The organism is Rhizobium sp. 01N447_2 (genome assembly GCF_056399245.1).
In genome coordinates, this window is the sequence record NZ_JBFTQY010000011.1 from 159138 (window position 1) to 172050 (window position 12913).

Annotated in this window: 15 protein-coding genes; 8 read left to right on the forward strand and 7 right to left on the reverse strand. The window is 59.9% G+C overall.

Translation table 11 applies throughout. The annotated features are described in order from the left end of the window. The first annotated feature begins 267 nt into the window (after nt 1–267). The 5 genes from AC1ECN_RS09420 (at nt 268) to AC1ECN_RS09440 (ending at nt 5447) form a co-directional block, all read left to right on the forward strand. Nucleotides 268–876, forward strand: a complete 609-nt coding sequence (locus AC1ECN_RS09420; protein WP_018073968.1) for a 50S ribosomal protein L25/general stress protein Ctc — start codon at nt 268–270, stop codon at nt 874–876. A gap of 184 nt (nt 877–1060) precedes the next feature. Further along, nucleotides 1061–3412 carry an EAL domain-containing protein gene (locus AC1ECN_RS09425; RefSeq protein ID WP_130662003.1) on the forward strand — a complete coding sequence of 784 codons (2352 nt, stop codon included), beginning with the start codon at nt 1061–1063 and terminating at the stop codon, nt 3410–3412. A 25-nt stretch (nt 3413–3437) separates the two neighbouring features. Continuing rightward, nucleotides 3438–4151 carry a substrate-binding periplasmic protein gene (locus AC1ECN_RS09430; RefSeq protein ID WP_024319530.1) on the forward strand — a complete coding sequence of 238 codons (714 nt, stop codon included), beginning with the start codon at nt 3438–3440 and terminating at the stop codon, nt 4149–4151. Between the two features lie 106 nt (nt 4152–4257). After that, a complete protein-coding gene (gene pth / locus AC1ECN_RS09435) occupies nt 4258–4989 on the forward strand; it encodes an aminoacyl-tRNA hydrolase (protein WP_477952825.1) in 732 nt (243 codons plus the stop codon). Nucleotides 4990–4994: 5 nt separating this feature from the next. Then, nucleotides 4995–5447 carry a GNAT family N-acetyltransferase gene (locus tag AC1ECN_RS09440; RefSeq protein WP_018073964.1) on the forward strand — a complete coding sequence of 151 codons (453 nt, stop codon included), beginning with the start codon at nt 4995–4997 and terminating at the stop codon, nt 5445–5447. A 31-nt stretch (nt 5448–5478) separates the two neighbouring features. Here the strand turns inward: AC1ECN_RS09440 and clpS are convergent, their stop codons facing one another. From clpS to AC1ECN_RS09455, 3 genes are all read right to left on the reverse strand, one after another. Continuing rightward, a complete protein-coding gene (clpS, locus tag AC1ECN_RS09445; RefSeq protein WP_003541733.1) occupies nt 5479–5790 on the reverse strand; it encodes an ATP-dependent Clp protease adapter ClpS in 312 nt (103 codons plus the stop codon). Nucleotides 5791–5885: 95 nt separating this feature from the next. Next, complete coding sequence (locus AC1ECN_RS09450) at nt 5886–6284, reverse strand: type II toxin-antitoxin system VapC family toxin (RefSeq protein ID WP_130655968.1); 399 nt, start codon at nt 6282–6284, stop codon at nt 5886–5888. Continuing rightward, nucleotides 6274–6552 (reverse strand): AbrB/MazE/SpoVT family DNA-binding domain-containing protein, encoded by a 279-nt coding sequence (locus AC1ECN_RS09455; protein ID WP_018073961.1) that lies wholly within the window; start codon nt 6550–6552, stop codon nt 6274–6276. Before AC1ECN_RS09455 ends, AC1ECN_RS09450 begins: the two co-directional genes overlap by 11 nt. A gap of 153 nt (nt 6553–6705) precedes the next feature. On the opposite strand from AC1ECN_RS09455, the gene ychF reads away from it, so the two are divergent. Beyond that, a complete protein-coding gene (ychF, locus tag AC1ECN_RS09460) occupies nt 6706–7809 on the forward strand; it encodes a redox-regulated ATPase YchF (protein ID WP_026171046.1) in 1104 nt (367 codons plus the stop codon). A gap of 72 nt (nt 7810–7881) precedes the next feature. Here ychF and AC1ECN_RS09465 read toward each other — a convergent pair whose 3' ends face one another. Next, nucleotides 7882–8976, reverse strand: a complete 1095-nt coding sequence (locus tag AC1ECN_RS09465) for a hypothetical protein (RefSeq protein ID WP_130662005.1) — start codon at nt 8974–8976, stop codon at nt 7882–7884. Nucleotides 8977–9057: 81 nt separating this feature from the next. Here AC1ECN_RS09465 and AC1ECN_RS09470 point away from each other — a divergent pair, with 81 nt between their 5' ends. Both AC1ECN_RS09470 and AC1ECN_RS09475 read left to right on the forward strand, forming a co-directional pair. After that, complete coding sequence (locus AC1ECN_RS09470; protein WP_130662006.1) at nt 9058–9522, forward strand: MaoC family dehydratase; 465 nt, start codon at nt 9058–9060, stop codon at nt 9520–9522. Further along, nucleotides 9519–9986: a MaoC family dehydratase gene (locus AC1ECN_RS09475; RefSeq protein ID WP_130672935.1), complete on the forward strand. Its 468-nt coding sequence runs from the start codon at nt 9519–9521 to the stop codon at nt 9984–9986. The genes AC1ECN_RS09470 and AC1ECN_RS09475 overlap by 4 nt, the downstream gene beginning before the upstream one ends. An 85-nt stretch (nt 9987–10071) precedes the next feature. On the opposite strand, the gene AC1ECN_RS09480 is transcribed toward AC1ECN_RS09475, so the two are convergent. The 3 genes from AC1ECN_RS09480 to AC1ECN_RS09490 all read right to left on the reverse strand — a co-directional run bounded on the left by AC1ECN_RS09480 (nt 10072) and on the right by AC1ECN_RS09490 (nt 12908). Next, nucleotides 10072–10614: an adenine phosphoribosyltransferase gene (locus tag AC1ECN_RS09480; RefSeq protein ID WP_018073956.1), complete on the reverse strand. Its 543-nt coding sequence runs from the start codon at nt 10612–10614 to the stop codon at nt 10072–10074. Between the two features lie 115 nt (nt 10615–10729). Then, nucleotides 10730–11614, reverse strand: a complete 885-nt coding sequence (locus tag AC1ECN_RS09485; protein ID WP_018073955.1) for a cytochrome c1 — start codon at nt 11612–11614, stop codon at nt 10730–10732. A gap of 25 nt (nt 11615–11639) precedes the next feature. Then, nucleotides 11640–12908: a cytochrome b gene (locus tag AC1ECN_RS09490; RefSeq protein WP_018073954.1), complete on the reverse strand. Its 1269-nt coding sequence runs from the start codon at nt 12906–12908 to the stop codon at nt 11640–11642. Nucleotides 12909–12913: the final 5 nt, after the last annotated feature.

The following is a 12913-nucleotide window of genomic DNA, read 5'->3' on the forward strand; positions in this document are numbered from 1 at the left end:
TGCTTATATTGGCGGGTAAACGCAGGATTTATTAATCGCCGCCGATTTCGTTTTCGATGGTTAAACCTTGGCGAAAGCGTGTATATGGGCAAAAAACAACCCAAATCCGCAACTTGCGTTTCCGATCGACTTATAATATAGGCCACCGGTCCGTGTAGACACCCTTGGAGGCAACGCGGATGAGGTCGGATCATACCGCCTCCGGTTCGTCGGAACAAGGCTTTTGCCCGCCGCCGAACTCTCCAAATAACCTCGAAAGGAATAGCCATGAGCCAGGAAACTTACGAGCTCAAGGCCGAGGCGCGCGAACGGGTTGGTAAGGGGTCCGCCCGTGAACTTCGCCGCAACGGTTTGATACCCGCTGTCATCTACGGTGACAAGCAGGCCCCCATTGCCATCGCTCTCAACACCAATGAGGTGACGAAGCGCATTCACGCCGGTGGTTTTATGACCACCGTGGCGACGATCGAAGTCGACGGCAAGAAGCACAAGGTTCTGCCGAAGGACTACCAGCTCGATCCGGTCCGTGACTTCACGTTGCATGTCGATTTCCTGCGCGTCTCCGGTAACACCCAGGTGACCGTCGAAATCCCGGTTCACTTCATCAACGAAGAGAAGTCCCCGGGCCTCAAGGTCGGCGGCGTTCTGAACATCGTTCGCCATGAAGTCGAAGTTCATTGCCCGGCCGATGCGATCCCTGAGTTCTTCAACATTGACCTCAGCGGCAAGAAGATCGGCGACAGCATCCATATCTCGGAAGTCACTCTGCCGAAGGGTGTCACTCCTGTGATCGACCGCGACTTCACGATCGCGACCATCATTGCCCCGGCTGGCGGCATTGACGAGAGCGCTGCGGAAGGTGGAGCCGAAGCCTGATCGCTTCGACCAATTTGTAAAGCATATGGCCCGCTTTCCCCTGGAAAGCGGGCTTTTCATTGTCCGCAAACGCCCCGTTTCAGCAACATTTAACAAATTCGTGAAAGCATGTTCCGTCAGCTGCGAAGAAGCCCGCCTTAATGCGCGACGGCAAATATGGCGGCCCGGGGGAGTAGACGGAAACATGAACAATTCCGTTGAGAACAGATTTTTTGCGATAGTTTGCGGAGCGCTGCTTGTTTTTGTTGCTCCCCTCTTTGTTCTCTTCCTTTTCCTTTCCTCGGAACGAGCCGACAAGGAAATACGCGATCACATCTCCGTTCTTCTCGTCGCCAATGCCCAGGCGCTGGCCAAACCGCTGTGGGACCTCGATGAGGAGAGCGTTACCCAGATCAGCGCGACGGTCGTTTCCCAGGGCGCCATCGTCAAGGTCGAAGTGCGTGACCAGTCAGGCCARCTCGATGTCAGCCAGTCTACCATTCCGCGCTCCTTCGGCGGCAAGCTGGTGCAGGTGTCGCGCGCCATCATCTACAACACTGTCGACGGTCCGAAGAACCTCGGCAGCATCAGCGTCTATTATCCCGCGCTCGGCCTGTTTTCCGGCCTGAAGCAGGAAGAGGTCGTCTTCATTTCGATCTTCATCTTCGCGGTGCTGACCGTTTTCGGCACGGCGCTGATCGGCAACCGTTTCTTCGTCATCCAGCCGCTGATGCGGCTGACGGCGGCGATCGAGGCCACCCGCCAGCTGGGCTCCCGCCATCATGTCGACTGGCAGTCGAACGACGAGATGGGACGGCTTGCCCATAGCTTTAACGAGATGCAGACCAAGCTCGAAAGCGAGGAAAAGGAGCTGAAACTCGCCCACCGCCGCGCCACCGACATCTACAATCTGACGCCCGCCATGCTCTTCTCGCTCGACGAGGAAGACCGCATCACCGCCGTCAGTGATTATTGGCTGCTTGCCACAGGGTATAACCGCGCCGCCGTCATCGGCCGCAACTTCGCCGATCTCGTCACTTCCGCCACCCGTGACAAATTCGTCAAGCGCCGCCGGGCCGAAAGCGGCATGACCGTCACCGTCAAGTTTGTCTGCTTGGACGGTCGCACCATGGACGTCCTGATCATGGAATCAGAGGCGGGAGCCGGCGCTCACGACCGCCTCTCGCTATCGGTCATGACCGATGTCACCGAACTCAAGGCCTCCGAGGACCGCAACCACCGCCAGGCAATCACCGATCACCTGACCGGGCTTCTTAATCGCCAGGGCTTCGAAGCCGTCCTCGACAACAAGATCGCCGCCGCCGACGCCGCCGGCCAGGAACTCGCCTGTCTCTTCGTCGATCTCGACCGTTTCAAGTGGATCAACGACAATATGGGCCATGCCGCCGGCGACATGGCGCTGGTCGAGCTCGTCGAGCGCCTGAAAACGCATCTTGCCCCCTCCGACGAGGCAGCCCGTCTCGGCGGCGACGAATTTGCCATCTTGCTGCCGGCGAAGGATGCCGAAAAACGCGCCAAGGCAATGTGCGAGCAGATTGCCACGCTCTTCGAAACGCCATTCGCCCCGGACATGCATCTGAGCGCTTCCGTCGGCATCGCCATCTATCCGCATCATGCCGCAACCGCGGCCGAACTGCTGCAGAAATCCGACATGGCGATGTATGCCAAGAAACGCGACGGCAAAAACGGCGCGCAGCTCTTCGACAATGCCATGCTCGACCGTGCCCGCAGCCGCGCCGAGATCGAAGCCAATATCGAAGCCGGCCTCGTCGACAACTGGTTCGAGGCCTTCCTGCAGCCGATCGTCAACCTGAACGGTCGCGGCATATCAGGTTTCGAGGCGCTATTGCGTCTCAACCATCCACAGAAGGGCTTGATGCCGCCGGCCGAGATCATCAGTGTCGCCGAGGAGACGGCAAAAATTGTCCGCGTCGGCAACGTCATCATGGAAAAGGCGGTCGCCAACCTCGCGAAGATTTCCCGCATCCCCGGTATGCAGGATACCTATCTCGCCATCAACTTCTCGCCGCTGCAGTTCGAGCCGGCGCTGCCGGCCCGTCTTGCCGCCATCGTCGGTCGCCACGGCATCCGCCCCGAGCGCATCGTCGTCGAGATCACCGAGGCCGTGCTGATGCACGACAACCCTGAGATCCGCATGATCGTCACCGAGCTTCGTCGCTTCGGCTGCCGTATCGCGCTTGACGATTTCGGCACCGGCTATTCGTCGCTGAGCTACCTTAACCGCTTCCCTGTCGACATCATCAAGATCGACCAGTCGTTCACCCGCGCGATCAACGACCGCGATGACGACGTGCGCCAGAAGAGCCGCATGCTGATCGAAGGCATCACCACGCTCTCCCACAAGATGGACTGCACCGTTATTGCCGAAGGCATCGAGACCGAAGAGGAGTGCCGCACGCTCCACCAGATGGGACTTGACTATGGCCAGGGCTACCTCTTCCACCGTCCGCAGCACGCAGCCACGCTGATCGAGGAACTGATGGCCTCGCAATCGGCCATCGCACGCGCCTCGTAAACGAAGAACGAAGGAGATGATACCGATGAAAAAGCTCCTGCTTCTCGCATGCCTGGTGCTGCCATGCACCGCCCATGCGCAAACGGTGACCTTCGCGACCGAGGATTATGCCCCCTTCAACTACCGCGAAGGCAAGGAGATCAAGGGCGCGACCGTCGAGCAGGTCGAAAAGATAATGGCCGCCATCGGCGTCGACTACACCATCGAGATCATGCCCTGGGCGCGTGCTTTCAGCCTTGCCCGCACGGCGCCGATGACCTGTGTCTTTGCGACCGCCCATAACGGCGCGCGCGACCCGTTGTTTAAATGGGTCGAGCCGCTGCTCATCGACCGCAACATCCTGATCACCCGCAAGGGTTCTGATGTCACCGCCAGCAATCTGGACGAGGCGAAGAAATATACGGTCGGCACTCAGCGCGAGGATTACACCGAGACGATCCTGAAGGAGAAGGGCTTCACCAAGCTCGATGTCGCCAGCGACTTCAACGCGACGCTGCGCAAACTGCTTGGCGGGCGCATCGACATGATGCCGATCTCCGAACTCTATTTCGAAAAGCTGCAGGTCGACCAGCCGGTGGAGATGGTGACCGTGCTCTCCTCCCAGCCGATGGGCATCGCCTGCGAGAAGAACTTTCCGGCCGATCTGCTCGCCAGGATGCAGGCTGCCCTCGACAAGCTGATCGCCGATGGTGACCAGAAGCAGATCTTCCTGAAATACGGCATGAACCTGTCGGACTGACCCTGTCTGAGCGACCTTGGCCGACAGACCGCTGCCCTTTCCGCTTGACTTTGCTTTCATTTCGCGGTGGTGAACGGCGGGAAGTTCTAGCAAGGAAAAACAGACCATGCTGATCATCGCGGGTCTCGRCAATCCCGGCGGCAAATACGCCGGCAACCGCCACAATATCGGCTTCATGGCCGTCGATGCCATTCATCGGCGCCACAGCTTTTCGCCCTGGTCGAAGAAGTTCAGGGCCGAGATCGCCGAGGGCGAGCTCGGCGGCGAGAAGGTGCTGCTGATCAAGCCGCAGACCTTCATGAATCTTTCCGGCGAGTCTGTCGGCGAAGCGATGCGTTTCTACAAGCTCCAGCCGGCCGATCTCGTGGCGATCTACGACGAACTCGACCTTCCCCAGGGCAAGGCGCGGCTGAAGACCGGTGGCGGCCACAACGGCCACAACGGCATCAAGTCGCTCGACGCCCATTGCGGCAAGGAGTATCGGCGGCTGCGCCTCGGCATCGGCCATCCCGGCGTCAAGGAAATGGTGCAGAACCACGTGCTCGGCGATTTCGCCAAGGCCGACAAGGCCTGGGTGGAGCCGCTTCTGGACACGCTCGCCGACAATGCCGATATGCTGGTGCGAAACGAGGATTCGCAGTTGATGAACAAGATCGCGCTGGCGCTCGGCGGCAAGGCCGAGGAGGAGAAGCCAGCGAAGGAAAAAAAGGACGCCGAGAAGAAGCCGGCCGGCCAGTCGCATATCCATCAGGCTCGCGGCCACAACCAGCCGAAGCTGCCGGTGACCGGCCCGATGGCCGACATGCTGAAAAAGATGTTCGGCAACAAGGGCGATTGAGCTTGATGCCGGATGGAGACGTCATCATCCGGCCCGCAGTCCGCGGCGATCTTCCCGGTCTCCTGGCCCTCTACCGCCAGCTGAACCCCACCGATCCGGTTCTTGACGAGGCCAGTGCCGAGGAACGCTTTTCCGCCATCCTGGCCCAGCCCGGCATGACCGTCTTCATCGGTGTTGCGGGTGAGGTCGCCGTCGCCACCGTCACAAGCGTCGTCGTGCCGAACCTGACACGGAACGGCGCGCCCTATGCGCTCATCGAAAACGTCGTCACCCATGCCGATCATCGCAAGCGCGGTTATGCCCGCACCGTCATCGGCCACGCGGTCGCCGAGGCCTGGAATGCCGGATGCTACAAGGTGATGCTGCTTACCGGCTCCAAGAATCCGGCAACGTTGCGCTTCTATGAGAATTGCGGTTTCGTGCAGGAAAAGACCGGCTATCAGATCCGCCGGCCCTGACTCCATATTCGCGGCGGCCCTCGGAAAGCGCCTATTCCTCCGGTTCGGTGGTGAACATCAGCGGAAAGCCCATGCCCTTGGCAAGGTCGATGCCTTCCTTGGCCTTGGTCTCGGCGATGTCCCTGACGCAGACCACGACCACGCAGGAACCCAGCTTGTGCGCCGTCATCATCACCCGGTAGCCGGTCTCCTCGCTCATGCGGAAGACGGCCTTCAGGATCATGATCACCAATTCGCGCGGCGTATAATCGTCATTGACGAGAATGACCTTGTAGAGCTTCGGCTTGTCCAGCTTGAGCTTCACTTTGGCCTTCGGTTTCAGGGCAATGTCATTGTCACTCATCGGAAAAATCCACCCGTTGATGACATGGAAAAGGCGGAGAAAACATCCGCCACCAATATATTGCACCGTAAGCACGGCAGTTCAATGACGGAGTGTTATTCCGCGGAGAGCAGGAGGCAATTCTGGCCGGCTTTTTCCAGGATTGCGGCAGCCTTCTTGTCGAATGTCACGAATGTTTCGCCGCCAAGTCTGCGACCTTCGAAGACGATGATGCCGTCGGCGAAATCCCCGCCAGCATCGAGACAGGATAATCCGGCTTCGACGGCAACTCTGTCGTAGACAACCTTCCTGTCCGATATCAGCAGCCGGATGGCCGCTGAGATCTCTGAAGCGCTCTTGCGATAGACCCGGCTGGCGACCCAGACGAATTCGCAAAACGTCAGATTGGAAATGAACAGGCGTTCGGCCTCGCGCATGAACGTCCTTGCACGCTCAGTTTGCTTCGGATTGTCGTGCACGGCCGAACGTACGAGCACATTCGTATCAACGATCATTGTCGACGCCGACCTCGCCTGCCCAGCCCGCCTTTATGGCCTCATCGATCTCTTCGAGCGTCGCATGAATATTCTCCTTGTTCTCCAGACTCCCGAAGAAGCTTTCCACCGAGCCGGCGACCGGCCGCCTCTTAACAGCAATGACCTCAAGTTTGCCGCCAGGCAGGAGATCGACATCGATCTTGTCGCCGGGCCTGACGCCGAGATGCTGAAGCACCTCCTTTTTCAGGGTGACCTGCCCCTTTGCCGTCACAGTCAGAGTTGCCATGCTGATGGTATCCTTTGCTCCAAAAGTAAGGCTAAATCGCCTTACCTTCAATCCGAGCGCCTCAGCTTTTTCAATTCATGTTGCGAACCCTTGACCCAGGGCGGCCATTCCCGCATAGGCAGGGCAAAGTTACCAATAGATATGGATCAAGCCATGGGCTTCAAATGCGGTATCGTCGGGCTGCCGAATGTCGGCAAATCGACCCTCTTCAACGCGCTCACCAAGACGGCGGCGGCACAGGCGGCGAATTATCCCTTCTGCACCATCGAGCCGAACACCGGCGAAGTCGCCGTGCCGGATCCGCGCATGCGCAAGCTTGCCGATATCGCCAAGTCGAAAGAACTGATCCCGACCCGCATCTCCTTCGTCGACATCGCCGGCCTGGTGCGCGGCGCCTCGAAGGGTGAAGGCCTCGGCAACCAGTTCCTCGCCAATATCCGCGAGGTCGATGCTATCGTGCATGTGCTGCGCTGCTTCGAAGACAGCGACATCACTCATGTCGAGGGCCGCATCAACCCGGTCGCCGATGCCGAGACGATCGAGACCGAGCTGATGCTTGCCGACCTCGAAAGCCTGGAGCGCCGCACCGAGCAGACCCGCAAGCGCGCCACCAGCAAGGACAAGGATTCGGTGGCGATGCTGCCGATCATGGAAGCCTCGCTGAAGCTGCTCAACGAAGGCAAGCCGGTTCGCACGCTGCTGTCGACGCTCGATGCGGAAGAAATCGTCATCCTCAAGAGCCTCAATCTTCTGACTTCGCATCCGGTGCTCTACGTCTGCAACGTCGCCGAAGGCGATGCCTCGACCGGCAACGAATTCACCGAGGCCGTCGCTGTCATGGCGAAGGAGCAGGGTGCTGAAACCGTCACCATCTCGGCGGCGATCGAGTCTGAGGTCGCCCAGCTTCCCGAGGAGGAAGCCAAGGAATTCCTCTCCGCCCTCGACCTTGATGAGGCGGGCCTCGACCGGCTAATCCGCGCTGGCTACAAGCTGCTCCACCTCATCACCTATTTCACTGTCGGCCCGAAAGAAACACGCGCCTGGACGATCGAGCGCGGCACCAAGGCGCCGCAGGCCGCCGGCGTCATCCATTCGGATTTCGAACGCGGCTTCATCCGCGCCAACACCATCGCCTATGACGACTACATCAAATACAACGGTGAAGTCGGCGCCAAGGATGCCGGCAAGGCACGCGACGAAGGCAAGGAATACGTCGTTCAGGACGGCGACGTCATCCATTTCCGCTTCAACACCTGAACGGAAACTGCCGCTATCCCGATCTATTCATTTCGCCCAAATCGCTCAGCGGTTTGGGCGAAATCGTAAGATTTACCGAGTTGCCCCTAAGACGGCCGGCGGCAGTCTTTGCGAAATGGCGGCCGGCAGCGCCCGCAGCACGATGCGGCGCAGCGGCATCCAGCCCGTTCCGATGACGAGTACGATCGCCCCGACGACGATCAGCGTCGTGAAGATATAGGTATCAACCGTCGCACTTCCCTGCCGGAAAATGCCGTAAATCGCAAAACCGAGCGACAGCAGTCCAGACGTGACGAAGGCGCGCCGGTCGATGACAAGGCCGATCAGCATCAGCACCCCAACGCTGATAACGATGATCGGTGTCTTGATCGAAACCGTCTGGGCAACATCCAGCAAATTGCCGTCGAACGAAATCAGCAGGCGGACGCTGAAGAGCAGCGCCGGTGCAGCACCCAGATGAAGCCAGAAGGCGATATCGGAGCGTGTCGTCCGGCGCATCCGATCGCCAAGGTCGAAATACAGCGCCGTTGCAAAGAGCCCGAGCGCGCAAACGAGGCAGACCACCGCGAGCAAGACGGGATGGTTGGCGAAGAATTGCGGATCCCCGCTCGCCCATTGCATGAGCCGCAAAAGTAGGGTGAGGACGAAAGCAAGGGCCGACATGATGCAGAGCGCCAACGCCAACGGCACCCGATAGCGGACATAATAGGCGCCGAGAATGATAGGGAAGCCGGCAACGAACTGCGTCGCCTCCGCCCCGTTGAAAGCGGATGTTATCGGCTTGAAGAAGAAGGACATCAGCAGGAATGTCCAGCAGAACAGCGCGATCGTCAGGCTGACGGCCGGCAGGGCAAGCCGCTGCCGGCGCACCAGGATCTCCGAAAGCACAATGATCGCAGGCAGCACGGCATAAAGTGCGGCAAGCCCCCAGAGGCCGCCGAGCGCCACGACGACACCGATCGTGATCAGCACATCGTGAAAGCCGCGCACGAAACGCGGTGTCTCGGTATCCGACCAGGCCTGCTCTTCCTGCGCTGCCATTGCCGGCCGCGCCTCTATGACGGTGACGCCGCGCTCGGCCAGAAACGGCAAAAGCCGCCCGCCCGCCTCCGGCGAAATCAGCCCCTGGCGTGCAGCTTCGTCGAGTATCGATCTCAGTTCCGTCATACCGGTTTATCTCCCCGGAATCATTGAGCCCGCGCGGATGCTATTGTAAGCATTGTGCGCTGCATATGGCGGGAGGAGCGAATGTCGGCAGAAAAGCTTTCCTTTGAGGATTTCCGGCCCGGCCGCCGCTTCGTGCTCGGCCCGAAGCCGGTAACCACCGAGGAAATCATTGAGTTCGCAAGCGAATTCGACCCGCAGCCGATGCATCTTGATGAGGCTGCCGGCCGCGCCAGCATTCTCGGCGGGCTTGCCGCCTCCGGCTGGCACACCTCTTCGATGTTCATGCGCATGATGGCCGACAGCTATCTCCTGACCGCGCTCGCCGAGGGCGCGCCTGGTATCGATTTGATGGAATGGCGCAAGCCTGTCCTTGCCGGCGACACGCTGTTGGGCCATTCGACTGTGCTCGAATCCCGGCCGATGCGCTCGCGGCCCGGCATGGGCATCGTCAAGTTCCGCCATGAGGTGGAAAACCAGCGAGGTCAACTCGTCTTGGTCTCAGAAAATTCGGTCATGCTCCGCATGCGCCCGGAGACATCAGCATGAAAATGTCCGACCTCTACACCGTCGGCGAGAAGGCCGAGATCGGCAGCTACACCTTCACCGAGGAAAGCATCATCCGCTTCGCCAAGCGCTTCGATCCACAGCGTTTTCATATCGACAGGCAGGCGGCAAAGGAAAGCCTCTTCGGCGATCTCTGCGCCTCCGGCTGGCACACGACGGCCGCCTGGATGCGGACTTTCATTGCCTTTTGGGAAAGGCAGAGCGCAGCACTCGCGGAAAAGGGCCTGACAGCACCGAAGCTCGGCCCCTCACCGGGTTTTCAGAAGCTGCAATGGCTGCGGCCGGTGTTCGTCGACGATGACGTGACCTATTCCGTCGCCTTGCTCTCCAGCCGGGCGCTCGCCTCACGGCCGGGCTGGCACGTCAACACGATCCTCTGCGAAGGCGTCAATCAAAACGGCGATCCCGTTATCCGCTTCGAAAGCGGCGTCCTCGAATTCGACTGACGCCGCCCGCAATGGAAGTGGTTCGGAGCATGATGCCGAAAAGTGTGAGCGGTTTTCGGACGACATCATGCTCTATTTCTTTGATCTAATGCCCGGAAAATTCGACCAGCGTGTGCACGATAACGCCGAGTTCTTCCAGCTTCCTGCGGCCGCCGAGATCCGGCAGGTCGATGACGAAGCAGGCGCCGACCACTTCCGCGCCGATCTGGCGCAGCAGCTTCGTTGCGCCGACGGCCGTGCCGCCGGTGGCGATCAGGTCGTCGACCAGGATCACCTTCTCGCCGGGCTGCACCGCATCGCGATGCATCTCCATCTCGTCGACGCCGTATTCCAGGCTGTAGGCGATGCGCACGGTCTCGTGCGGCAGTTTGCCCTTCTTGCGGATCGGCACGAAGCCCGAGGAAAGCTGGTGGGCCACCGCACCGCCCAGAATGAAGCCGCGCGCCTCCATGCCGGCGATCTTGTCGATCTTGGTGCCCGCATAGGGTTGCACCAGTTCGTCAACCGCCCTGCGGAAAGCGCGTGGGTTGCCGAGCAGCGTGGTGATATCACGGAAAATGATGCCGGGCTTGGGATAGTCGGGAATGGAGCGGATGCTGGCTGCGAGCTCCGAAGTCGTATTGTCCATGGAAAGTCCATATTCTGCGAGGGCATGAAACTGGCCGCACCCTATCAATTGCCAGGGGCGGAACCAACAAAAAAGGCGGCCCGAGGCCGCCTTTTGAATGTCGATCGGGAACCGCTCAGTGTTCCTTGTTGGCGTAGATCGACCGCTTCGTCAGGTAGATCAGCACCGTGAAGATCAAGAGGAAGATCATGACCATGAAGCCCGTACGCTTGCGTTCCTCGAGATGCGGCTCGGCGGCCCACATCAGGAAGGCGGAGACGTCCTTCGAATACTGGTCGACCGTCGCCGGCGCACCATCGTCATAGGTCACCTGGCCATCGGAGAGCGGCTTCGGCATGGCAAGGACCGCCGCAGCGTGGAAATAGGGGTTATAATGTCCGCCCTGCGGCACCTGGAAACCGGCCGGCGGCTCTTCATAACCGGTCAGCAGCGAATGGATGTAATCCGGGCCACCTTCCTGATACTGCGTGAAAATGTCGAAGACGAATTGCGGGAAGCCGCGCTCGACTTCGCGAGCCTTCGCAATCAGCGAAAAGTCGGGCGGAGCCGCGCCGTTGTTGGAAGCCGCCGCCGCCTCTGCATTGGCGAAAGGCGCCGGGAAGTGATCGGATGGCACCGCTTTGCGGGTAAACATTTCACCGGCGGCGTTCGGGCCGTCCTGAACCTCGTAGTTCGCAGCGAAAGCCTTCACCTGCGCCTCGGAATAACCGAGTTCGTCGAGCATGCGGAAGGGCACGAGGTTCATCGAGTGGCAGGCGGAACAGACTTCGGTATAGACCTTGAGGCCACGCTGAAGCTGACTCTTGTCGTAATGGCCGAACGGACCGGCAAAAGTCCATTCCTCCTCCTTCGGCTCCTTCAGCGGATAGTGCGGTGTCGCACTTTCCTCGTGATGGGCCGCAGCCGCGCCGTTGGCGGGCGTCGCCTCCTGGGCCAGCACCGCACTGCCGAGACCGGCGGCGAATGCGAACGAGAGAATGCTTGTAACAAGCGTTTTCATATTTCTATTCCCTTCCGTCGCTCGCTTATGCCTTGACCGCTGCGGTCATGTTGCGCTTTTCGAGCACCGCTTCGGTGATCGAGTTCGGGATGCGGCGCGGTGTTTCCACCAAGCCGAGAACCGGCATCGCGACCAGGAAGAAAGCGAAGTAGAGGAGCGTGCAGATCTGCGAGATCGTGGTGTACAAGCCTTCTGCCGGCTGCGAGCCGAGCCAGCCGAGGATGATCGCATTGATCACGAACAGCCAGTAGAACAGCTTGTACCAGGGGCGGTAGACGGCCGAGCGCACCTTCGACGTATCGAGCCAGGGCAGGAAGAACAGCACGATGATCGCGCCGAACATCACGAGCACGCCGCCAAGCTTGGAGTCGATCGGACCGACGTTGAAGGTGATCGAACGCAGCATCGCGTAGAACGGCAGGAAGTACCATTCCGGAACTATGTGGGCCGGCGTCTTCAACGGGTCGGCCGGGATGTAGTTGTCGGCGTGGCCGAGGAAGTTCGGCAGGTAGAAGACGAAATAGGCGTAGACCAGCAGGAAGATTGAGACGCCGAGAGCATCCTTCATCGTCGCATAAGGCGTGAAGCGCACCGTATCAGTCTTCGTCTTGACCTCGACGCCCGTCGGGTTCGTCTGGCCGACGACGTGCAGCGCCCAGATGTGCAGGATGACGACACCGGCGATCATGAACGGCAGCAGGTAGTGCAGCGAGAAGAAGCGGTTCAGGGTCGGGTTTTCGACCGCGAAACCGCCGAGTAGGAACTGCTGCACCCATTCGCCGACCAGCGGGAAAGCCGAGAAGAAGCCGGTGATGACGGTGGCGCCCCAGAAGGACATCTGGCCCCAGGGCAGAACGTAGCCCATGAAGCCGGTCGCCATCATCAGGAGGTAGATGACCACGCCGAGGATCCAGAGGATTTCGCGCGGCGCCTTGTAGGAGCCGTAATAGAGGCCGCGGGCAATGTGCAGGTACACCGCGACGAAGAAGAAGGACGCGCCGTTGGCATGCATATAGCGCAGCAGCCAGCCGTGGTTGACGTCGCGCATGATCTTTTCAACGGAGTTGAAGGCGACCGACGATTCGGCAGCGTAATGCATGGCGAGTGTGACGCCCGTCAGGATCTGCACCACCAGCATGACGGCGAGCATGGCGCCGAAAGTGTAGGCATAATTCAGGTTACGCGGAACCGGATAGGCGATGAAGCTGTCATAGACCATGCGCGGCAGTGGAAGGCGCGCATCGACCCATTTCTCGAGGCCGGTTGATGGCTCGTAGCTGGAATGGCCACTCATTAATC

What these genes read in the sequence shown, in the direction of transcription:
- clpS (WP_003541733.1), bottom strand. Translation starts at nt 5,790, where the DNA reads ATGAGTGACAATGACATTGCCCTGAAACCGAAGGCCAAAGTGAAGCTC.
- AC1ECN_RS09470 (WP_130662006.1), top strand. Translation starts at nt 9,058, where the DNA reads ATGTCGGCAGAAAAGCTTTCCTTTGAGGATTTCCGGCCCGGCCGCCGC.
- AC1ECN_RS09440 (WP_018073964.1), top strand. Translation starts at nt 4,995, where the DNA reads ATGCCGGATGGAGACGTCATCATCCGGCCCGCAGTCCGCGGCGATCTT.
- AC1ECN_RS09465 (WP_130662005.1), bottom strand. Translation starts at nt 8,976, where the DNA reads ATGACGGAACTGAGATCGATACTCGACGAAGCTGCACGCCAGGGGCTG.
- ychF (WP_026171046.1), top strand. Translation starts at nt 6,706, where the DNA reads ATGGGCTTCAAATGCGGTATCGTCGGGCTGCCGAATGTCGGCAAATCG.
- AC1ECN_RS09490 (WP_018073954.1), bottom strand. Translation starts at nt 12,908, where the DNA reads ATGAGTGGCCATTCCAGCTACGAGCCATCAACCGGCCTCGAGAAATGG.
- AC1ECN_RS09420 (WP_018073968.1), top strand. Translation starts at nt 268, where the DNA reads ATGAGCCAGGAAACTTACGAGCTCAAGGCCGAGGCGCGCGAACGGGTT.
- AC1ECN_RS09450 (WP_130655968.1), bottom strand. Translation starts at nt 6,284, where the DNA reads ATGATCGTTGATACGAATGTGCTCGTACGTTCGGCCGTGCACGACAAT.
- AC1ECN_RS09430 (WP_024319530.1), top strand. Translation starts at nt 3,438, where the DNA reads ATGAAAAAGCTCCTGCTTCTCGCATGCCTGGTGCTGCCATGCACCGCC.
- AC1ECN_RS09455 (WP_018073961.1), bottom strand. Translation starts at nt 6,552, where the DNA reads ATGGCAACTCTGACTGTGACGGCAAAGGGGCAGGTCACCCTGAAAAAG.
- AC1ECN_RS09475 (WP_130672935.1), top strand. Translation starts at nt 9,519, where the DNA reads ATGAAAATGTCCGACCTCTACACCGTCGGCGAGAAGGCCGAGATCGGC.
- AC1ECN_RS09480 (WP_018073956.1), bottom strand. Translation starts at nt 10,614, where the DNA reads ATGGACAATACGACTTCGGAGCTCGCAGCCAGCATCCGCTCCATTCCC.
- AC1ECN_RS09485 (WP_018073955.1), bottom strand. Translation starts at nt 11,614, where the DNA reads ATGAAAACGCTTGTTACAAGCATTCTCTCGTTCGCATTCGCCGCCGGT.